Source organism: Planomonospora parontospora (assembly GCA_014647935.1).
Lineage (GTDB): Bacteria > Actinomycetota > Actinomycetes > Streptosporangiales > Streptosporangiaceae > Planomonospora > Planomonospora parontospora.
On record BMQD01000019.1, the window covers coordinates 49,560 to 69,731 of the forward strand.

General features: G+C 74.1%; 22 protein-coding genes. 11 read left to right on the forward strand and 11 right to left on the reverse strand.

What is annotated here, in order from left to right; genetic code table 11:
- The first annotated feature begins 40 nt into the window (after positions 1–40).
- Complete coding sequence (locus tag IEZ07_RS26175; protein ID WP_191897176.1) at positions 41–586, forward strand: type 1 glutamine amidotransferase domain-containing protein; 546 nt, start codon at positions 41–43, stop codon at positions 584–586.
- A 138-nt stretch (positions 587–724) separates the two neighbouring features.
- Entirely contained in the window at positions 725–1,177 is a 453-nt protein-coding gene (locus IEZ07_RS26180; RefSeq protein WP_191897177.1) for an ATP-binding protein, read from the forward strand.
- Here the strand turns inward: IEZ07_RS26180 and IEZ07_RS26185 are convergent.
- Entirely contained in the window at positions 1,142–2,578 is a 1,437-nt protein-coding gene (locus tag IEZ07_RS26185) for a WS/DGAT/MGAT family O-acyltransferase (protein ID WP_191897178.1), read from the reverse strand. The two genes, IEZ07_RS26180 and IEZ07_RS26185, sit on opposite strands and share 36 nt — an antisense overlap.
- 3 nt (positions 2,579–2,581) lie before the next feature.
- On the reverse strand, positions 2,582–2,740 hold the full coding sequence (locus IEZ07_RS26190) for a hypothetical protein (protein WP_157237508.1): 159 nt from the start codon (positions 2,738–2,740) through the stop codon (positions 2,582–2,584).
- 362 nt (positions 2,741–3,102) lie between these two features.
- Here IEZ07_RS26190 and glyA point away from each other — a divergent pair, with 362 nt between their 5' ends.
- Together glyA and IEZ07_RS26200 are read left to right on the forward strand one after the other, a co-directional pair.
- Entirely contained in the window at positions 3,103–4,416 is a 1,314-nt protein-coding gene (gene glyA / locus IEZ07_RS26195) for a serine hydroxymethyltransferase (RefSeq protein ID WP_191897179.1), read from the forward strand.
- Between the two features lie 194 nt (positions 4,417–4,610).
- Positions 4,611–5,252, forward strand: coding sequence for a TetR/AcrR family transcriptional regulator (locus IEZ07_RS26200; protein ID WP_191897180.1), 642 nt, complete (start codon positions 4,611–4,613; stop codon positions 5,250–5,252).
- 43 nt (positions 5,253–5,295) lie between these two features.
- Here IEZ07_RS26200 and IEZ07_RS26205 read toward each other — a convergent pair whose 3' ends face one another.
- From IEZ07_RS26205 to IEZ07_RS26215, 3 genes are all read right to left on the reverse strand, one after another.
- On the reverse strand, positions 5,296–6,774 hold the full coding sequence (locus IEZ07_RS26205) for an SDR family oxidoreductase (RefSeq protein ID WP_191897181.1): 1,479 nt from the start codon (positions 6,772–6,774) through the stop codon (positions 5,296–5,298).
- A gap of 133 nt (positions 6,775–6,907) precedes the next feature.
- Complete coding sequence (locus IEZ07_RS26210; RefSeq protein WP_191897182.1) at positions 6,908–7,447, reverse strand: DinB family protein; 540 nt, start codon at positions 7,445–7,447, stop codon at positions 6,908–6,910.
- A 107-nt stretch (positions 7,448–7,554) separates the two neighbouring features.
- Positions 7,555–8,739: an RNA-guided endonuclease InsQ/TnpB family protein gene (locus IEZ07_RS26215; RefSeq protein WP_239320631.1), complete on the reverse strand. Its 1,185-nt coding sequence runs from the start codon at positions 8,737–8,739 to the stop codon at positions 7,555–7,557.
- Positions 8,740–9,016: 277 nt separating this feature from the next.
- Between IEZ07_RS26215 and IEZ07_RS26220 the strand changes: the two genes are divergently transcribed.
- On the forward strand, positions 9,017–9,685 hold the full coding sequence (locus tag IEZ07_RS26220; protein ID WP_191897184.1) for a phosphotransferase: 669 nt from the start codon (positions 9,017–9,019) through the stop codon (positions 9,683–9,685).
- 30 nt (positions 9,686–9,715) lie between these two features.
- On the opposite strand, the gene IEZ07_RS26225 is transcribed toward IEZ07_RS26220, so the two are convergent.
- Positions 9,716–10,621 carry a Sco1979 family transcriptional regulator gene (locus IEZ07_RS26225; RefSeq protein WP_191897185.1) on the reverse strand — a complete coding sequence of 302 codons (906 nt, stop codon included), beginning with the start codon at positions 10,619–10,621 and terminating at the stop codon, positions 9,716–9,718.
- 116 nt (positions 10,622–10,737) lie between these two features.
- Positions 10,738–10,974: a DUF397 domain-containing protein gene (locus tag IEZ07_RS26230; RefSeq protein WP_191897186.1), complete on the reverse strand. Its 237-nt coding sequence runs from the start codon at positions 10,972–10,974 to the stop codon at positions 10,738–10,740.
- A 160-nt stretch (positions 10,975–11,134) separates the two neighbouring features.
- On the opposite strand from IEZ07_RS26230, the gene IEZ07_RS26235 reads away from it, so the two are divergent.
- Positions 11,135–11,710, forward strand: coding sequence for an ATP-binding protein (locus tag IEZ07_RS26235; RefSeq protein ID WP_191897187.1), 576 nt, complete (start codon positions 11,135–11,137; stop codon positions 11,708–11,710).
- Between the two features lie 177 nt (positions 11,711–11,887).
- Here the strand turns inward: IEZ07_RS26235 and IEZ07_RS26240 are convergent, their stop codons facing one another.
- A complete protein-coding gene (locus tag IEZ07_RS26240) occupies positions 11,888–12,523 on the reverse strand; it encodes a hypothetical protein (protein WP_191897188.1) in 636 nt (211 codons plus the stop codon).
- A gap of 17 nt (positions 12,524–12,540) precedes the next feature.
- Between IEZ07_RS26240 and IEZ07_RS26245 the strand changes: the two genes are divergently transcribed.
- Entirely contained in the window at positions 12,541–12,726 is a 186-nt protein-coding gene (locus IEZ07_RS26245; RefSeq protein ID WP_191897189.1) for a hypothetical protein, read from the forward strand.
- A gap of 107 nt (positions 12,727–12,833) precedes the next feature.
- Here the strand turns inward: IEZ07_RS26245 and IEZ07_RS26250 are convergent, their stop codons facing one another.
- The gene (locus tag IEZ07_RS26250) at positions 12,834–13,739 is read right to left on the reverse strand and encodes a diacylglycerol/lipid kinase family protein (protein WP_191897190.1); all 906 of its coding nucleotides are present in this window, start codon (positions 13,737–13,739) and stop codon (positions 12,834–12,836) included.
- Positions 13,740–14,052: 313 nt separating this feature from the next.
- On the opposite strand from IEZ07_RS26250, the gene pgm reads away from it, so the two are divergent.
- The gene (pgm, locus tag IEZ07_RS26255; protein WP_191897191.1) at positions 14,053–15,690 is read left to right on the forward strand and encodes a phosphoglucomutase (alpha-D-glucose-1,6-bisphosphate-dependent); all 1,638 of its coding nucleotides are present in this window, start codon (positions 14,053–14,055) and stop codon (positions 15,688–15,690) included.
- Positions 15,691–15,755: 65 nt separating this feature from the next.
- Here the strand turns inward: pgm and IEZ07_RS26260 are convergent, their stop codons facing one another.
- Both IEZ07_RS26260 and IEZ07_RS26265 read right to left on the reverse strand, forming a co-directional pair.
- A complete protein-coding gene (locus IEZ07_RS26260; RefSeq protein WP_191897192.1) occupies positions 15,756–16,478 on the reverse strand; it encodes an NADPH-dependent FMN reductase in 723 nt (240 codons plus the stop codon).
- Positions 16,479–16,640: 162 nt separating this feature from the next.
- Positions 16,641–17,234: a MarR family winged helix-turn-helix transcriptional regulator gene (locus tag IEZ07_RS26265; protein ID WP_191897193.1), complete on the reverse strand. Its 594-nt coding sequence runs from the start codon at positions 17,232–17,234 to the stop codon at positions 16,641–16,643.
- Positions 17,235–17,506: 272 nt separating this feature from the next.
- On the opposite strand from IEZ07_RS26265, the gene IEZ07_RS26270 reads away from it, so the two are divergent.
- From IEZ07_RS26270 to IEZ07_RS26280, 3 genes are all read left to right on the forward strand, one after another.
- The gene (locus IEZ07_RS26270; protein ID WP_191897194.1) at positions 17,507–18,103 is read left to right on the forward strand and encodes a TspO/MBR family protein; all 597 of its coding nucleotides are present in this window, start codon (positions 17,507–17,509) and stop codon (positions 18,101–18,103) included.
- A gap of 188 nt (positions 18,104–18,291) precedes the next feature.
- Positions 18,292–19,401: a cellulose binding domain-containing protein gene (locus IEZ07_RS26275; protein ID WP_191897195.1), complete on the forward strand. Its 1,110-nt coding sequence runs from the start codon at positions 18,292–18,294 to the stop codon at positions 19,399–19,401.
- A 150-nt stretch (positions 19,402–19,551) separates the two neighbouring features.
- Positions 19,552–20,058, forward strand: coding sequence for a low molecular weight protein-tyrosine-phosphatase (locus IEZ07_RS26280; protein WP_191897196.1), 507 nt, complete (start codon positions 19,552–19,554; stop codon positions 20,056–20,058).
- The last annotated feature ends 114 nt before the right edge of the window (positions 20,059–20,172 follow it).

Genomic DNA, 20,172 nt, shown 5'->3' on the forward strand with positions numbered 1-20,172 from the left:
TGGAGAGCGCGTACGCGCACGCCGGACAGAAGGGGAGATCATGCTCAACGGCAAGACGATCGCGTTCCTGGTGGCCCCCGAGGGCATCGAGCAGGTAGAGCTCACCGAGCCGTGGCAGGCCGTACGGCAGGCGGGCGGCACTCCGAAACTGATCTCCACCCGGGCGGGGGAGGTCCAGGCCTTCAACCATCTGGACCGGGCCGACCGCTTCCCGGTGGACGCCGTGGTGGACGAGGTCTCGGCGGACGACTTCGACGGGCTGGTCCTGCCCGGCGGCGTCGCCAACCCCGACCTCCTGCGGACGGTGCCCGGGGCCGTGCGGTTCACGAAGGCGTTCTTCGAGGCGGGAAAGCCCGTGGCGGCGATCTGCCACGCGCCCTGGACGCTCGTCGAGGCCGACGTGGTCGGCGGCCGGGCTGTCACCTCCTGGCCCAGCCTCCAGACCGACCTGCGCAACGCCGGCGCGACGTGGGCCGACCGGGAGGTCGTGGTCTGCGACGCCGGGCCCAACACCCTCGTCACCAGCCGCAAGCCGGACGACCTCAAGGCCTTCTGCGAGGCCGCCCTGGACGCCTTCTCGGGCTGAGCGCCATCGGCCGCGCCGCGGGTCCCCTCCCGCCGGACCGGGACGGGGCCCACGGTGCGACCGGTTCCGCCCCGCCGGGCGGTTAGGCCCGTCCTTGCGGGGCAGGGGTCGGCAAGGCCACCGGGGAAGGGGGAGACCGTGGAAGCCACCATCGCGTTGCGCCTGCCGCGCGACGCCGCGAGCGTTCCGGTCATCAGGCAGATGCTGGACTCGTCGCTGGGCGCGCTGGGCGTGCAGGCGCACATCCGCGACGACATCCAGCTCATGCTCTCCGAGGCGTGCTCCAATGTGATCAAGCACGCCACCGAGAGCGACGACTACATGGTGCGCACCGAGCTCTCCAGGGACCGGTGCGTGATCAAGGTCGTGGACGCCGGGGGCGGCTTCGAGTTCTCCGGGACCCGCCAGCAGGCCGCACCGACCGCGGAGTCCGGCCGGGGACTGCAGATCATGCGGGCCCTCGCCGACGACATCCACTTCGTCAAGCGGCGGGAGAAGGGCTCGATCGTCTGCCTGGAGAAGGTGCTGCACTTCGTCGACGACGCCCCCGGCGCGTCACTGCTGCTCGACGATGAGCACCAGCTCCGATAGGGCCGCCCGGAGGTGGTCGGTGATCGTCCACACGTCGGGGACCATCTCCCGGCAGGCGACCACGCCGACGTCCAGCGAGCCGTCGTAGGAGAAGACGGTGACGTTGAGGCCGCCACTCATGTCGGTGATCACCGACACGGGGTGGTAGGCCAGCAGCCGGGCGCCGCTGACGTACAGGGGGAGCTGCGGGCCCGGGACGTTGGAGATCACCACGTTGATCGGTCCCGCGGTCCCGGCGAACAGGTCGAAGGCCGCCCGGGCGGCCAGCCCGGTCAGGGCCGAGGGCATCATGTCGCTGACCTGCTGGAGCCAGTGGGCGGGCGCCAGCGACGAGCGGTCCTTGATCACCGTCATGGCGTCCCGTACGGCCAGCAGCCGCTCCACCGGGTCGGCGATCTGCGTGGCCAGCTGGGTGATCATGAGGGTGACCTGGTTGCCCGCGCTCTGGTTGCCCATCGTGCGCAGTGAGAACGGCACGCCCGCGACGAGCGGCCGGTCGGGCAGCGCGTCGTGCTTGATCAGCCACTGCCGCAGCGCCCCGGCGCAGACGGTCATCACCACGTCGTTCACCGTGACGCCGAAGGCGTTCTTGACCCGCTTGACGTCCGCCAGCGACAGGGTGGTGAAGGCGAACCTGCGGTGGCCGCTGATCCGCCCGCTGAACGGGGTGCGGGGCGGGGTCATCCTGGGCAGCGCGGGCGCCGGGTCCCGGCCGGTCAGCCGGCCCGCAAGATCACGCGTGACGCGTGAGACCAGCCCCGCGCCGGGCAGCTGCGAGACGACGGGGATCTCGTCCAGGTGCGGGACCGCGTCGACGAGGAAGCGGACGGTGTTCGCCGGGTTGGCGACGGCCTTGGCCACGCCCTTGGCGAGCATCTCCCCCGTGCTGATCCGCTCCTGGTCCCGGGGCGCGGGGACCGAGGACGTCGCGGTGGGCTCGGGCGAGGTGTCCAGCAGCGCGGCGAGCACGTCGGCGCCGGTGATGCCGTCGACCGCGGCGTGGTGGACCTTGGTGTAGAGGGCCATCCGGTCACCGGCCAGGCCGTGGATGAGGTACATCTCCCAGAGCGGTCGGCGCCGGTCCAGGGGGCGGGCGTGCAGCCGGGCCACCTGCTCGCCCAGCTGCTCGTCGCTGCCCGGCGGGGCCAGGCCGAGCTCGCGCACGTGGTAGTCCAGGTCGATCCTGGGCTCGTCCACCCAGTACGGGTGGTCCAGGCCGAACGGGACGAAGGCCAGTCTCCGGCGCAGCGGCGCCGCCAGGTGGAGCCGGCCGGCCAGCAGGGAGAGCAGGTCCCCCCGGGTCAGCACGCCGTCCAGGATCGCCAGCCCGGCGATGTTCGCGACGTTCGTCGCGGTCTCGAAGTTCAGGAACTGCGTGTCGACCGCGCTGAGTTGCCGCATCGCCTACCTCCGGAGGGTTCCGTTCCCATCCTGCTCCCTCCCGGTGGTCAGGGCCAGCACCGCGAGCACCACCAGGACGACGACGGACAGGACGAGCATCGCCAGGCCGGCGATGCCGAGCACGATCACAATGGTCATGATCTCGCTGATCATCTGCCACACCGCAAGACTGTGCCCTGATTCATCCGCTGTCATACCGGTTTTTGACTCCGGCGTGAACCGTGCGGCTCCCCCGCGCTCCCCGGAAACCGCTTCTGCACGGCCGGGGCCGCCCGCCCGAACCGGCCGCCGGTCCTCCACGGTGCACCGCCCGCCGCGGCAGGATCCGCCACCGGACGGTCGGGCCTCCGGCACCGGCGCGCCCGCCTCCTCGACCCGCGGAAGAGGCACAGGCGGGCACCGGACGTCGGGCGGGTGTTCCGCCGGGACCGTCCGGAGACGGATGATGCCGTCATGGACCGGCGGGAGCAGGGCGGGGCCCCGGTACGGCCCCCGCCGCCGACCGCCCGTGAGAGGAGAAGCCAGTGGAAGACGGCGCGGACGAGCGCAGCCGGATCGCCCCCTGGGCCCCGCCCCGCGCGCGGCGGCGGCTGGCCGGGCTGGAGTCCGCCCTGGGAGGGCTGGACGCCGACGGGGTCGCGAAGGCCGCCGGGGAGGCGCTGGCCGGGCACCTGCGCCGGCTCGGCGAGGATGGGATCGTCCTGTACGCGGGCACGAACACGATGAGCGCGCGGGCCCGCGCGGTCTGCGAGCCCGCCCTGGCGAGCCGGCCGTCGATGGGCTGGCCGGGCGAGAAGTTCCAGACCGGGCTGGAGGAGCTGGACGTGCTGGAAGTGCTCGCCCCGCTCCAGGTCGCCGCAGTGATGGGCGGGGGATTCGCCGAGGTCCGGCTGCAGAGCGCCACCCTGGCCAACCTCGCCTGCTACACCGCCCTGGCCCGGCCGGGCGACACGGTCGCGGTGCTGCCGGAGGCCGCGGGCGGCCACGCCAGCCACCACGCGCAGGGCGCGGCCGGGGTCCGGGGGCTGCAGGTGGTGGATCTTCCCTACGACGCCGCCGGATTCGACGTCGACCACGCGGCGCTGCCGGGCTTCCTGCGCGCGCACCGGCCCGCGCTGGTGGTGGTCGGGGCGAGCCTGATGCTGTTCCCGCACGACGTCGCCCGGATCCGCGCGGCCTGCGACGAGGTGGGCGCGCCGCTGGTCTACGACGCCTCGCACGTGGCCGGGCTGATCGCCGGGAAACGGTTCCAGCGGCCGCTGGACGAGGGTGCGCACGTGGTGACGATGTCCACCTACAAGTCCTTCGGCGGCCCGCCCGGCGCGGCCGTGGTCACCCGGGACGAGGAGATCGCCCGCCGGGTCTCGGAGGCCGCCTACCCGGGGCTGACCGCCAACTACGACGCCTCCCGGCTCGCCCCGCTGGCCGTCACCGCCGCCGAGCTCGCCGAGGACGGCCCCGCCTACGCCGACCGGTGCCTGGCCAACGCCGCCGCCCTGGCCGCGGCGCTGGCGGGCGAGGGCTTCGCCGTCGTGGCGGCCGAGCGGGGCTGGACCGCCTCCCACCACGTCGCGGTGGACGCCGCCGCGTTCGGCGGCGGGGACGAGGCGGCCCGGCGGCTGGCGGCCGGAGGCGTCTTCCTCAGCGGCATCGGCCTGCCCGGCCAGGCCCCCGGCGAGCCCATGCGCGGCCTGCGCATCGGCACCCAGGAGGTGACCCGCCGCGGCCTCGGTCCCGACGCCATGCGCGGGATCGCGGTCCTGGCGCGCCGGCTGCTGATCGACGCCGAGGACCCGGCGAGGGTCCTGCCCGACGCCGTCGCCCTGCGCCGTCCCTGACGTCCCGGGCCCCGGCCGCCCCCTGTCCCGTCCGGCCCGCCGGGGCCCGGGGCGGTCAGTCCGTACGGTCCTCCCATCGGCCGGCCCCGCCGCCTCCCGGGCGTTCAGTCCGTACGGTCCTCCCGCCGGCCGGCCCCGCCGCCTCCCGGGCGGTCGCTCCGTACGGTCTCCCCGAGCATGTCCAGGAGCGCCCCGTGGAGCCGTGCCGCGGCCTCCCGAAGGACGCCCAGCGCAACCGCGACCTGCTCGTCGCCGCGGCCCGGCGGCTCTTCGCCGAGAAGGGCCTCGACGTCCCGCTGGAAGAGGTCGCGCGCAGCGCCGGGGTGAGCATCGGCACGCTCTACAACCGCTTCCCGGACCGGGCCGAGCTGGTCGGCGCCGTGTTCGCCGACCGGGTGGAGGCCACCAGGCTGCTCGCCGAGGAGGCGCTGGCCCGTCCCCGCGCCTGGGACGGGCTCGTCCACTTCCTGGAGGGCGTCTGCGCGCTGCAGGCGGCCGACCGCGGCTACAACGACCTGGCCGCGGGCCGCGGGCCCCGCTCCCCCGCGACCGAGCGGGCCCTGGCCGACGGCTACGCCCTCATGCGGCGGATCGTCGAGCGGGCCCGGGAGAGCGGCGACCTCCGCCCCGACCTGGTCCTGGAGGACATGGTCTTCGTGGTCTGGGGGCACGCCCGCACCGTCGAGGCCACCGCCGGCATCGCCCCGGAGCTCTGGCGGCGGCACCTGGCGCTGCTCCTCGACGCCTTCCGAGCCCCTGCCGCGCACCCCCTCCCCGTGCCCCCGCTCACCCCGGAGCAGGCCCGGGCCGCGCTCTCCTCGCGGTGCACGCCGTGACGAGGGTGAACGGCTCCGAACCCATCGACTTTACATTGTAGATTTACTTTTTGGAGAGGGCCCGTCGGCGGGCACCGCGCTCCGCCGCCCCGGCCACGTTGCGCGGCATCCGGCCGAAGATCAGGCTGTGGAAGGGCGAGACCGCCCACCAGTAGAGGTGGCCCGCCAGACCGTGGGGGTGGAAGAGCGCGCGCTGGCCGTACACCGTCCGGCCGCCGGACCGGTGCACGCTCAGCTCCAGCCAGGCGAGGCCGGGAAGGCGCATCTCCGCGCGGAGCCGGAGCAGCCATCCCGGCTCGACCTCCTCCACCCGCCAGAAGTCGACCGCGTCGCCGACGCGGAGCCGCCGGGGGTCGCGGCGCCCCCGGCGCAGCCCCACCCCGCCCGCCAGGCGGTCCATCAGCCCGCGCAGCCGCCACGCGGCGGGCAGGGAGTACCAGCCGTTCTCGCCGCCGATGGACTCGATCACCTCCCACAGCGCCTGCGGCGGGGCGTCGACGCGGCGGGCCCGCCGGTCGGTGTAGAGGGTGCCGCCCGCCCAGTCGGGGTCGGTGGGCAGCGGATCGCTCGGCGCGCCGGGCGTCGAGGCGGACGACCAGCGGGTGGCGACCTCCGCCTCCCGGATCCGCCGCAGCGCCAGGGCGACCGCCTCCCTGAAGGGAACCAGGCCCTGGGGCGGGTCGGGCAGGTAGGCGGCGATGTCGTGCTCCCGGCAGACGGCCTCGTTGCGCAGCGACTCCACCAGCGGGCGGGCGAGGACCGCGGGCACCGGGGTGACCAGCCCGACCCAGTGGCTCGACAGAGCCGGGCTGAGCAGCGGAACCGGGATGATCACCCGCCGGGGCAGCCCCGCGACCTCGGCGTACCCGCGCATCATGCCGGCGTAGCTCAGCACGTCCGGCCCGCCGACGTCGAAGGAGCGGTTCACCTCCTCCGCCACGCCCGCCCAGCCCACCAGGTAGCGCAGGACGTCGCGGATGGCGACGGGCTGGGTCCTGGTCCGGACCCAGCGGGGCGTCGTCATCACCGGGAGGCGCTCGGTGAGGTGGCGCAGCATCTCGAACGAGGCCGATCCCGACCCGATGATCACAGCCGCCCTCAGCACCACGGCGGGCACTCCCGATCGGAGGAAGATCTCCCCCACCTCGGCGCGGGAGCTCATGTGCGGCGAGAGGTCCTCGTCCGGCGCGAGGCCTCCGAGGTAGACGATGCGCCGGACACCCGCCCGCTCCGCGCAGGCCGCGAACGTCTCGGCGGCCCGGCGGTCCGCGGCGGCGAAGTCCCTCCCCGCGCCCATCGTGTGGATGAGGTAGTAGGCGACGTCGACGCCGTCGAGCGCCGCCCGGGTCGCCTCGGCGTCCGCCGCGTCGGCCCGGGCGGTCTCCACCCGCTCCGCCCACGGCTGGTCCCGCAGGCGGCCGGGCTCGCGCGCCATGCACCGCACGTCATGGCCCGCCGCCAACAGTTCGGGCACGAGCCGCCCGCCGATGTATCCCGTGGCTCCCGTGACGAGGCATCTCACGTGGACATTCTTCGTCAGGCGGACAACGGAGGTTGCCTTCCTGGCCGTTTCATGACGTTTCAATGGTTTCCGTGCGTCGCGAGCGCCGATCCCGCCCTCGGGCCGATACGGCCCGGCCAGGGCGGTGCGAGGGTCACTCCCCGGTGAGCCCGTCCACCGACTCCCGGAGGAGGTCGGCGTGACCGTTGTGCCGTGCGTACTCCTCGATCATGTGGACCAGGATCCAGCGCAGGCTGGGCGCCCGGCCGTCGGGCCAGGTGCGCCGGGCCCGCTGCTCCAGGCCTCCGGCCGCCAGCGCGTCCTCGGTCAGGGAGCGGGACCGGGCCACCGCGTCCCGCCAGAGCGCGCGGAGCTCCTCCGGCGGGTCCCCGGCGGCCGAGCGCCAGTCCCAGTCGGGGTCGGCCTCCCAGTCCACCGTGTCCCACGGGGACCGCCGTTCCTGCCCGTGCAGCCAGCGGGAGAACCAGTCGTCCTCGACGTAGGCCAGGTGCTTGAGCAGGCCGCCCAGGGTCATCGGCGACGCGCCGACGGTCGCCCTCAGGCCGGAGGCGTCCAGTCCCGCGCACTTCCACTCCAGGGTCGCGCGCTGGAAGTCCAGGAAGCCCAGGAGGGTGCCGGCCTCGTCGGCCTCCAGAGGAGGCTCGGGACGGCCCTGATCGTCCAGCTGGGTCATGCGCGGGAGTCTAGACATCGGCCGCCCGCCGGACCAGGGGAGAGAACGGCCCGCAGGGATATTCCTGGATCGTGACTCCTCCGCTCCCTGAAGGGAGCGGCTTCTCGCTAAGCCGCTTGCGCAGCCTCACGAAGGGCAAGCCCTGCCCTGAGGATGTTGACCGCCGCGTTCACGTCGGCATGCGCGGCATGCCCGCACGCCGTACAAGCGAACGCGGCCTGGGTGACGCGGTTCTCCTTCGCCACGTGCCCGCATTCGGCGCACGTGCGGGAGGTGTTGCGGGGCTCGACCGCGATCAGCTCTCGACCGGCGCTTTCAGCCTTGTACGCGAGGACCGTCAGGAACACCCCCCAACCCGCATCCAGGATCGAACGGTTGAGTCCGGACTTGGCGGCGACGTTGCGGCCGGGGGCCTCGATCGTGCCGGACGCCGAGCGGGTCATGTTCGCGATCCGCAGATCCTCGTGCACGATCATGTCGTAGTCGCGGACCAGGGCGAGCGCGGTCTTGTGCGCGTGGTCGAGGCGCTGCCGCCGCACCGTGGCGTGCAGCGCGGCGACCCGGGCCACCGCCTTGCGCCGCCGCGTGGAGCCCCGCTTGGTGCGGGCGAGGTCGCGCTGCGCCGTCGCGAGACGATCGGCGGTCGCGGCAAGGTGACGCGGGTTGGCCACGTGTGTGCCGTCGCTGGTGGTGACAAGCGAGGCGACGCCCAGGTCGATCCCGGCCACCGCGCCCGTGGCGGGCAGCGGCTCGGCGGGCACCTCGTCGCACGACAGGATCACGTACCAGCGGGAGCCCTCCCGCTTCACGCTGATCGTCTTCACCCGGCCCTTCACGGGCCGGTGCCGGTGCACCCGGACGTGGCCGACGCCCTGGAGACGCACGAACGTGGCGGTCGGGTGGCCGGGCTGGGAGTCCCACCGGCAGCCGTCGCCGTCCTTGGGCCACTCCACCGTGTCGAACCGGCCGCGCCCCTTGAAACGCGGGAAGCCCGGCGTGCGCCCGGCCTTGACCCGGTCGAAGAACGCGCGAAACGCCTTGTCGAGGCGGCGCAGGGTGGCCTGCTGGGAGGAGAAGCTCCAGCGGCCCTGCCCGTCGGGGTCGTCGCCGCGGATGTGCTTCAGCTCGGCCGACTGGTCGCCGTAGCGGATGCTCACGCCCGCTTTGGCGTAGGCGGTGCGGCGGTGCTCCAGGGCGGCGTTGTAGAGCTGCCGGTGCTCCTCCAGGCACGAGGCGAGCGCCGCCGCCTGTCGAGTGGTGGGGCGCAGCAGGAACTTCAGCGACCTGCGCACCCCCACCTCCCATCACGTTCGGTAACGATAACACCACGATACGGGCTGGCACCGGTAAAATCGGGAAGGACATTCATGATGCGCGGACCTGACAGGTCAGGGCACGCTCGGGCCTTGGCGGCCCTCCCGCTTCTGATTCCCCCGTCGCCTGAAGGCGACGGTCCCCTCGGAAGGATCTGATGGAGTCCGGTCCTTCCGTGGCCGTTCCCCTCGGCCAGCGGGCGGAAGCGCCACGGGCCGATCAGACGGCACACGCGGACGGAGCGGGAGAACGGCTGTGGAACTGATCGCCAAGGGCAGGAGCGCCGACGTCTACGCCCTCGACGGGGATCGGGTGCTGCGCCGCTACCGCCGGGGCGGGCCGACCCGCAAGGAGGCCCGGCTGATGGCCTATCTCGCGGCCCGGGGATATCCCGTTCCGCGGGCGCACGAGGTCACCGACACGGACCTGACGCTCCAGCGGCTGCACGGGCCGACCCTGCTCGAGGCCCTGCGACTGCGGCCCTGGCGGGCGGCGGCGTACGGCCGGCTGCTCGGCGGGCTGCAGAACGAGTTGCACGCCATCGCCGCACCTGACTGGCTGCCCCGCCGGTTCGCCGGCGCGTCGAACCACCGGGTCCTGCACCTCGACCTCCACCCGGACAACGTCATCCTCACCGAGCGCGAGCCGAGTGTCATCGACTGGTGCGACGCCGCCGCCGGCGACCCGGCGGCGGACGTGGCCCAGACCCTGGTGATCCTGGGTACCGGCGACGCGCCGGGTCCCGCCGCCCGCCTCGTCAGGGGCGTCTTCCTGCGGGGGTTCCGGAGCGTGTGCCGTACCGACCCGGGGCCGCGCACCGCCGCGGTCGTCGCGGCGCGCCTGGCGGACCCGAACCTCACGGCGACCGAAGTGGTGCGGCTGCGCCGCCTGCGGCCGCCGGGCGCCGATCCGGATCCCGGGTGAACCGTCCGTCTCCGCCGGACCGGAAGGACGTTACAGCTCCTCGCGGATGCGGGTGAGGATCGCCGCGGTCTCCGACGCGGGCTCGGCCGCGATGCACAGGCGCTCCATCACCTCCAGGTAGCGCTCGACCTCGTCGCGCTTCTCCAGGTAGACGGCGCTGGTCAGCTGCTCCATGTAGACGATGTCGGGCAGGTCGGGCTGGGCGAAGCGCAGGATGCTGAACGGCCCGCCCGCCGCGGCGTGGCCGCCGATGCTGAACGGCGCGATCTGGACCGTCACGTTGGGCAGCTCGATCGCGTCGAGGATGTGGTCGATCTGGCCGCGCATGACCTCGGGCCCGCCGAGCGGGCGGCGCAGCACCGCCTCGTCGAGCACCGCCCACAGGTGGGGCGGCTCGGAGGCGCGCAGGAGCCGCTGGCGCGCCGTGCGCAGCCCCACCCTCCTGCGGAGCTCGGCCTCGGAGGCGTCCGCGTGGCCCAGCCTGATCACGGCCCGCGCGTAGTCCTCGCTCTGCAGCAGGCCCGGGACGAACTGGACCTCGTAGTTGCGGATGACGGAGGCGGACTCCTCCAGGCCGACGTAGGTCTCGAACCAGCTCGGCAGGACGTCGCCGTAGTTGTGCCACCAGCCGGGCTGGTTGGCCTGCTCGACGAGGCCCAGCAGCGCCCCGCGCTCGCCCTCGTCCAGCACGCCGTACAGCGTCAGCAGGTCGGCCACGTCCCGGATCCGGAAGCCGACCCGGCCGAGCTCCATCCGGCTGATCTTCGAGTGGGAGGCGCGGATCGTCCGGCCCGCCTGCTCCAGGGTGATGTGCCGCGCCTCGCGGAGCCTGCGCAGCTGGGCGCCGAGCACGATCCGCAGCACCGTCGAGCTCCCCCGCGGCCCGGCCATGGGGATCGGATCGGCGGGCTCGTCGTGGGCGTGGGATCTGGTCATCGGCGGTCCTTCGTGCACGGAGTGCGAGTCTGCGCCCACCCCTCGTGGTCGTCGCGGCCTTCACGGTACTCCGGCGGGCCGCCCCGGACCAGATGGAACTTTATTCTTCAACCGCCTCAGTCGATGAGGTCGTCGAACTCGCCGTCCTTCACACCCCGGACGAAGGCGTCGACCTCCGCGCGCGTGTAGATCAGCGCCGGCCCCTCGGGGTCGCGCGAGTTCCGTACGGCCACCGCGCCGCCGGGCAGCCCGGCCACCTCCACGCAGTTCCCGCTGGGGTTGCTGAAGCGGCTCTTGCGCCACCGCGCCTCGCCCAGGAGGGCCGCGGCCATGCCGTTACGCAGCTGATCCATCCTCGCCTCTCACCGAATCAGGCAGGGGAACACTGGAAGCAGCATAGACCCGTGTGCAGATGCACGTGCATCTGTACTTGCGTTTGCACATCACCCCCAGGCAAGATGACTGGGCTAGACCCCTCGTTACGCGATCGCCGCCTCTCCCCCAAGGTCGCCGATGACTGGTTATCCACGGCACGACGTCGCTTCCGTCCGGGCAGAGATCTGCGGATGGGAGCGCTGGCTGTCGATGCTCGACCACCTGCTCCCGCCCAGCGGCCTGCCGCCCTGGTCGGACGGGGACGGCCAGCTCGACCAGCTGCAGATGGCGGTCCGGAGCCTGCGCGACGAGCCGTGCGCCACCCGGACGGCCCGGGACTTCACCTCGGCCTCCCTGCGGTCCTGGGGACTGGCCGCACTCGTCGACGACGTCACCCTCGCGGTCTCGGAGCTGGTGGCCAACGCCCTGCGCCACGGGGTCGTGAACGCGTCCTACGCCCCCTCCCGCAGGCACGCCAGGATCGTGCTGTGCAGCACGGAGCGCTCGGTGCTGTGCGCGGTCACCGACCCCTGCGACCAGGGGCCCCGGCTGCGGGACTTCGACGACGAGGCGGAGAGCGGCCGCGGGCTGCAGATCGTGCGGGGGGTCAGCCACACCTGGGGGTGGTCCCCGCTGGAGACCGGGGGCAAGGCCGTGTGGGCGGCGTTCCTGCCCTCCGCCGTGCACGCCCGGCACCTGGAGTCCTGCCGCTGACCCGTCCCGCAGGACCCCGCCGGTTTCCGGACCCCGATCCCGCAAGACCCGGCCGGTTTCCAGACCCCGGCCCCGCAGGACCCCGCCTCCCGGGCCGCCCCGCCGGCCGCTCCTCGCCTCCTCGTCCGCCGGCGCGCGGAGGTGCCGGCGGACGAGGAGGCACCCGACACGGAGGAATCAGGCGATCTTGACGGTGATCTCCCCGCCCAGGTGGAAGCCGCCGCTCAGCTCGAGGTCGTCCCCGCTCCAGAACCGGCCCGGGTCGTACCAGTTCGGGCGGCGCCCGCCGGGCAGCAGGCCCATCGCCTCGTAGGTGACGGCCACGATCTCGGCGCAGTAGGCGCTCTCCAGAGCGCTCTCCTCCCCGCCGCGCTTGAGGATCCTCGGCAGCCGGCCGCGGGCCCACCGCCCGGCGAGCCGGGCCGTGGAGGGGAACGGCGTGCCGTCCAGGCGGGCGATCGTGCGCAGGACGGCCTCCTCCATCTCGGCGGTCGTCTCCGGCTCGAGCTGGCGCAGCCAGCCGCGCTGGCCGTACCGGGTGGCCCAGACCTGCACCGCCTCGCGCAGGTCGTGCAGCTGGACCCCGCGCTGGTGGGTGCCCGACCACATGTCGGGCAGCGACCTGCCGAGCTCGGCGTGCCACATCAGCGGCGGCATGTCGTCGATGACGACGGACATCCCGACGTGGTTGACCGGGCTGTTGGTCACGGTCTGGATGGCCCGGTCCGGCACCGAGCGCCCGCGGAACAGCCACACGTCGCCGGTTCGTGTCAGGTCCAGTGCCTCGTCGAGGCTGATGCTCGTAGCGGACATTCCCATACTCTAAGTACATGCGCTGGTGGAAGATACTCGGCCTGGCAGGGATCGCGGGCGTCGCGGCGACCGGAGCGGTGGTCGCGCGGGCGGAACGGCGCCGCCGCGCCTACACTCCCGACGAGATCCGCGTGCGGCTCCGCTCCCGCCTGGAGGAGGCCTCGGCGGACGCCCCCGCCGGGCAGGGGACCGACGAGGAGTAGGAACGCCCCCGCCCGGCCGGTCCGCCGGCCGGGCGGGACCGCGGACCCGATCCGCACGCCGCCGGGACCGGGGACGAGGACCGGGGACGGGGGCGGGGACCGGGGTCTCAGCCCGTCCCCGACGGCTCCGCGGGCGGCGCCTCCGCGGCGTAGATCCGCCAGGCCGCGGGCAGGACCGTCCAGCGGCGGCCGGTGACCGGGCCGGTCAGCTCGCCGTCGGCGTTCACCGGGACGGGATCGCCCGACACGGCCACCTCCCCGCCCCGGTCCGTGACCACGTCGCGCAGGCCGAGGTGGGTCCCGCGGCGCAGCCGCAGGGCGTAGGCCAGCCTGGCCAGCGGGCCCGTCGTCGCGGCGACCACCACGTCCACCCTCCCGTCGTCCGGCCGGGCGCGCGGGGTGAGGGGCGTGCCGCCGCCGATCGTGACGCCGTTGCCGACGGCGACCATCAGGACCCGGCGCCCGTGCGCGAGCGGCCGCCCGTCCACCGTCACCCGCAGCCGCCACCCCCGGCTCCGCACGCCCGCGAGCAGCCCGCCGAGGGGGTAGGCCAGCTTCCCGAGCACCGGTTTGAGCGGCGCCGCCCGCTCCGAGGCCTCCGCGCCCGCGCCGAGGTGGACGGCGTTGACGACGATCCCTCCGTCGTCGTCCACCAGCAGGTCCATCGGACGGCGGTGCCCGGCGAGCACCACACGGGCCGCGGCCCCGGGATCGGACGGGAGCCCGAGCGCGCGGGCGAAGTCGTTGCCGGTGCCCAGCGGGACGAGGCCCACGGTCCGGGCGCCGAGCTCGCCCCGGCGGTGCAGGGCGGCGACCACCGCGTGCAGCGAGCCGTCCCCGCCGAGCACGACCACGTCCCGGCCGGGGCAGGCGCCGAGCACCCCGTCCAGTCCCCCGCCGGCCTCGGCCTCCACCACGTCCGCCCCCCGGCGCAGCGTGCCGAGGGCCGCCTCCAGCGCGGCCTCGCCCGCACCGCCCGCCCTCCTGTTGCAGATCGCCAGCAGCTCGGCCATTGCCGTCCCTCCGCCCTCGGCCCGGCACCGGCTTCTCCGGTCACCCCGGCCGGACCCTGCCCCCGGGAGCGGCGGTCACGCTCCCCTGGCCTCCCGGGTACGGCTCCGCCGCCGGGGCCCGCCCCGCCGGGCGGAGCCGTACCCGCATGGAGCCGTACCCGCAGGGCCCTGAGGCCGCGGTCACCGCGGCTGCGGCTGCGGCTGCGGCTGCGGCTGCGGCTGCGAAGATCCGCACGGTGGTCACGGCGCGCCCGTCGAAACCCTCAAATGACGGGTATGTAGCGTTGTCGGTGACGATATTGAGGAGACTTCGATGACGCATGAGCGCGCCGGGCAGCCCGCCCGGCCGTCCGACCTGGTGGACGTGGCCCGGCTGGTGACCTCCTACTACGCGCTGCGCCCCGATCCCGGAGAGGTGGGCCAGCGGGTGGCGTTCGGCACCTCGGGGCACCGCGGCTCGGCGCTGAACGCCGCGTTCAACGAGGACCACATCCTGGCCACCAGCCAGGCCATCGTGGAGTACCGGGCGGCGCAGGGCGTGGACGGCCCGCTCTTCCTCGGGGCCGACACGCACGCCCTGTCCGAGCCCGCCCGGGTCTCGGCGCTGGAGGTGTTCGCGGCCAACGGGGTGACGGTCATGATCGACGACCGCGACGGCTACACCCCGACGCCCGCGGTCTCGCACGCGATCCTCTCCCACAACCGCGGGCGGACGACCGGCCTGGCCGACGGCGTGGTCGTGACCCCTTCGCACAATCCCCCGGGTGACGGCGGTTTCAAGTACAACCCGACGCACGGCGGACCGGCCGACACCGACGCCACCTCCTGGATCCAGGACCGGGCGAACACGCTGATCGCCGACGGGCTGAAGGAGGTCCGGCGGATCCCGCTCGCCCGGGCGCTGGCCGCCGACACCACCGTCCGGTACGACTTCCTCGGTTCGTACGTCGGCGACCTGCCCTCGGTGGTGGACCTGGACGCGGTCCGCGCGGCGGGGGTGCGCATCGGCGCCGACCCACTGGGCGGGGCGAGCGTGGCCTACTGGGGCGAGATCGCCGAGCGGCACCGGCTGGACCTGACCGTGGTCAACCCGCTGACCGATCCCACCTGGCGCTTCATGACGCTCGACTGGGACGGGAAGATCCGCATGGACTGCTCCTCCCCGCACGCCATGGCCTCGCTGATCGCGAACCGCGACGCCTTCGACGTCTCCACCGGCAACGACGCCGACTCCGACCGGCACGGGATCGTGACCCCCGACGGCGGCCTGATGAACCCCAACCACTACCTCGCCGTGGCCATCTCCTACCTGTACTCCCACCGGCCGGACTGGCCGGCCGGCGCCGGGGTCGGCAAGACCCTGGTGAGCAGCGGCATGATCGACCGGGTCGCCGCCGGTCTGGGCAGGCGGCTGGTCGAGGTGCCCGTCGGGTTCAAGTGGTTCGTGCCGGGCCTGCTCGACGGCTCGCTCGGCTTCGGCGGGGAGGAGAGCGCGGGCGCGTCCTTCCTGCGCCGCGACGGCTCGGTGTGGACCACCGACAAGGACGGCCTGATCCTGGCCCTGCTGGCCGCGGAGATCATCGCGACCACCGGCCGCTCCCCCAGCGAGCACTACGCCGACCTGGTGGTGCGGTTCGGCGACCCCGCCTACGCCCGCGTCGACGCCCCGGCGACCCGGGAGGAGAAGGCCGTGCTGTCCAGGCTCTCCGCCGAGCAGGTCACCGCCGACACCCTGGCGGGCGAGCCGATCACCCGGGTGCTAACCTCCGCGCCCGGCAACGGCGCCGCCCTCGGCGGCGTCAAGGTCTGCACCGACAGCGCCTGGTTCGCCGCCCGGCCCTCCGGCACGGAGGACGTCTACAAGATCTACGCCGAGTCCTTCAAGGGCCCGGACCACCTGGCCGAGGTCCAGCGGGAGGCCAGGACCCTGGTCTCGGCTTCCCTGGGCTGAGAGGCCTCCGTCTCCCGGGCCGGGAGCCGAGAGGCCCGGCGCCCGGCCCGGGACCGGACGTGCGGTCACACGGGGATCTTCTCCGCGGTCTTCTCCGGGATCACCACCGGCACGGGCGTCTGGGTCCTGCCCTGGAGCGCCACCGGAGCCGTGCCCGAGACCTTGTCCAGGGAGACCCTGTCCGGGACCCTGCCGGACAGGGTCTCCAGTACCTTCCCGGGCGCGCCCTCCAGCGCCGCCTTCCCGGACGCGGCCTCCCGCGAAAGCACCCCCGCCCGCGAGCACAGCGCCTCCACGACGGCGCCGAGCCGGTCGCGCGCCACCGGGTCGGCGAGGCGGCCGGCGGCGTCGAACTGCCGCAGAACCGGAGAGGCGGACAGGTCGGCCCCGTACACGACGGCACCGGCGACACCGAGCGGGCGCCGTAGGGCGGTCTGCGCCCACATCGCCTCGTGCGGGCGGACACAGGCCGTGACCACGGCGACGGGCTTGCCCAGCAGGACTGCGCCCGCGCCGGGCCGGGACGCCCACTCCAGCGCGTGGAGCAGCTGGACCGGCAGGACGCTGTGCTCGGGGGCGGTGATCAGCAGCCCGTCCGCACCGGACAGGAGATCGCAGAACTCCCCGGCGGACCCCGGAAGCGGGCCGTCCGTGAAGGGCGGGATCTTCCCGAGCCCCTCCCACACCGTGAAGTCCGCGGAGACGGGCAGCTCCCGCGCCACCGCCTCCAGCAGCCTGCCGACGTGTGCCGCCGGCCGCAGGCTTCCCGCGATCCCCACGATCTTCATCCCCGAACCCCTTCCCCTGAGCGACGTCACGGCGCTTGTGCCCGAGGAAGAAGGCAACGAACATGATCGGCGTACCGATAGTGCATGAAGTTGCCATTTCGTAGCAAAGGTACATATGCGGCATATGTCACCTGCGGTGACCCGTGTGCCGCAGCTCCGCCGTCAGTCCCGGCGCCCGCCCTCCGCGGCTCTTCCCGCCTCGGCCCCGGCGCCGACGTCCCCCGTCTCCGCCGCCACCCCCTCCCGTCCGTCTTCCCGCCCCGCACGGGCCCGAGCGGCCAGGTCCGGCGCCGCGTCGGCGATCCGCTGCCTCATCGGCCGCCGGCTCAGGGCCTCCAGCACTTCGTCGACGAGCCGGCTCAGCGGAAACGACAACTCCGCCTCGAGCTCGGCGGCCGCCGCGGCGGTGGCCGCCCATTCCGCCTCCAGCATCGGGAGCAGCGCCTCGGCCTTCTCGGTGGGGTGCACGATCCGGCGGCGCGCGTCCGCTCCCGGCATCAGGACCACGAACCCCTCCCCCGCCATCTGGGCCACCGTCTGACTCGCCGCGGAGTGGGTCACCCCGATCGCGTCCGCCAGTTCGCGGATGGAGGAGGGGCCGAACGCGGCCAGCGCCCGCAGGACGGGGGTGAACCGGGGGCGGAACCCGGCCTCCCCCAGCTCGGCGTAGACGGCCGCGACGTCCGCGTCCAGCAGTTCGAGCAGGTGGCGCAGGCGGGTCCCGAGCAGGCCCGGCCCGGAGTCGAGGGGAGGCATCCCATCAACATAACAGCGCTGTTGCATCCATCCCCTCACCGGGTCGTCCCGTCTCGGCGCGGCGCGCGCGCCGGAGCGCGAACCGCCTCCCGGGCCGGGCGTCATCTCACCGGCCGGCCCTCCTGGACCGGGCGCCACCTCACCCACCCGCCCTCCCGGACCGGGCGCCATGCCATCCGGGCGCCCTCCCCGCGTCAGGCGTCATGCCATCCGGGCGTCGGCGTGCCGCCCTTGACGCGGCATATCACCGGTGGCCGGGGTAGGGGCCGACCATGAAGACGACACCATCCAGCATCCCGTCCTCCGCGCGGACGGGCTCGGGGCGCCGTCCGGAGGGCGACGCCCCGAGCCGGGCGCGGCGCCGTACGGAGGAGATCGTCCGGGCCCGCGCGGGCGTCCGCGGCCGCACCCTGGCCAGGACGCTGCTCGCCGTGAGCGCGGCGGCCGCCGTCGGAAGCCTGGCGACCAAGCCCGCCTCCCTGTGGTACCGGCGGCTGCGCAAGCCGTCCTGGCAGCCGCCGTCACAAGCGTTCGGCCTGGTGTGGACACCGCTGTACGGCCTGATCGCCGTCGGGGCGGCCCGTGTCCTCGACCGCCGGGAGGGGACCGACCGCACCGCGTTCGCCGCCCGCCTGGCGGCCAACCTCGTCCTCAACGCCGGCTGGAGCCTGGCCTTCTTCCGCGGCCGCTCGCCCAAGCTCGCCCTGGCCGAGATCACCGCGCTCAACGCCTCGAACGCGGACCTGATCAGGCAGGCGTGGGCGACCGACCGGGCCGCCGGGGCGGTGCTGCTCCCCTACGGCGCGTGGACGCTGTTCGCCACCGCCCTCAACACCGCGATCGTCCGCCTCAACCCGGCGGAGGACTGAACCGGGGACCGCACCGGAGACCGAGCCGGGGACCGGGCTGAGGACCGCACCGGAGACCTGGCCGCGGGCTGAAAATTACATCGCCGCACCGGCGGAGCCGCAGGTCGGCGCGGTGCCGGGGAGCGGCCCGCTTCCCCTGGCCCGGTGCGGATGCCTAGCATCGCGCCGAGCCACGACGGGAGCGGGCGATGCGCAGAGGCGAGACGGTGCTGGCGGTGCTGGCGGTGCTGGCGGCGATGGCCGCCGCCCTGGGGTTCGTGCTGGCGGGTACGGCGGGCGCCGCGATGTCGGCGCGGGCCGCGCCGACCAGGATCATGGCCCTCGGGGACTCGATCACCGGCTCCCCCGGCTGCTGGCGGGCCCTGCTCTGGCAGCGCCTCCAGGAGGCCGGGCTGGCCGCGTCGGTGGACTTCGTCGGGACGCTGCCGCCGCAGGGCTGCGGTTTCCCCTACGACGGCGAGAACGAGGGGCACGGCGGCTTCCTGGCGACCAACGTGGCCGACCAGAACCAGCTTCCGGCCTGGCTCTCGGCGACGCGGCCCGACATCGTGATGATGCACTTCGGAACCAACGACGCGTGGAGCAACCGCTCCACCGCGACCATCCTGGCCGCCTACGGCAGGCTGGTCGACCAGATGCGCGAGAGCAACCCCGACATGAAGATCCTGGTCGCCCAGATCATCCCGATGAACCCGGGCTCGTGCGGCGAGTGCGGCCGGCGGGTCGCGGCGCTCAACGCGGCGATCCCCGGCTGGGCGGCGGGCAAGACGACCGCGCGTTCGCCCGTCGTGGTGGTCGACCAGTGGACGGGTTTCGACACCGCCACCGACACGGGCGACGGGGTGCACCCCAACGCGGCCGGTGACCGGAAGATCGCCGACCGGTGGTTCCCCGCCCTGACCGCGCTGCTCGGGGCCGGACCGACCGCCACCCCGACCGTCACCCCCACCTCGACCCCCACCGTCACCCCCACGGGCAGGCCCACCTCGACCCCCACCGGAAGCGGCTGCACGGCCGCCTACCGGGTCGTGAACCAGTGGTCCGGCGGCTTCCAGGGCGAGGTGACCGTGCGGAACACGGGAGCCTCCGCGATCAGCGGCTGGACCGTGGACTGGACCTCCGGAGGCGAGCGGGTCAGCCAGGCCTGGAACGCCGCGGTCACCCAGGCCGGCTCCGCCGTGACCGCGAAGCACGCCTCCTGGAACGGCTCCCTGGCGGCCGGGGCGAGCACGTCCTTCGGCTTCCTCGCCTCCGGGACCCCCACCGTCGCCCCCATCATGTCCTGCACGGCCGGATAGCCGCTCCGGCGAGCGCCTCGGAGGGAGCGGCCCCTCCGGGGCGCGGGGCGGTCCTGCATCCCCGGCCCGCCTGCGGTCCCGATGGTCCTTCTGCGGTCCCGGCCATCCTGCGGCGCGGACCGGTCCTGCGGATCGCGGAGAATGGACGCCATGAGCTATCGCGTCTGCGTGGTGTGCCTGGGGAACATCTGCCGCTCCCCCATGGCCGAGGTCGTGCTGAGGAAGGCCGTCGCCGACCGCGGCCTGGACGGTCTCGTCACCGTCGACAGCGCGGGCACCGGCGGTTGGCACCAGGGCCGCCCGATGGACGAGCGCGCCGCCGAGGCGCTGGCCGGTCGCGGCTACGACGGTTCCGCGCACCGCGCCAGGCAGTTCCTGCGGGAGTGGTACGGCCAGGCGGACCTGGTGCTCGCCATGGACCGGGAGAACCTCCGCGCCCTGCGCCGGCTTGCCCCGCCGGGCGCCGACGTGCGGCTCTTCCGGTCCTTCGACCCGGCCGCCCCGGAGGGCGCCGAGGTGCCCGACCCCTACTACGGCGACCACGAGGGTTTCACCGAGGTACTGGAGATGATCGAGGCCGCCGCCGAGGGGCTGGCCGGGGAACTGGCGGAGAGGTTGCGAGCCCCGCATCCGCGGGAGTCCGCCCCGCGCCTGTAAGGGACCGCGGCTGACCTCGGGTGGGAGGGCCGGACGAGTGCCGCCGGGCGGACCCGGCGCACCCGCGTTGCGATGGTCCCGCGCGGCTGGGGAAGATACGGGTGCGGTGGAACC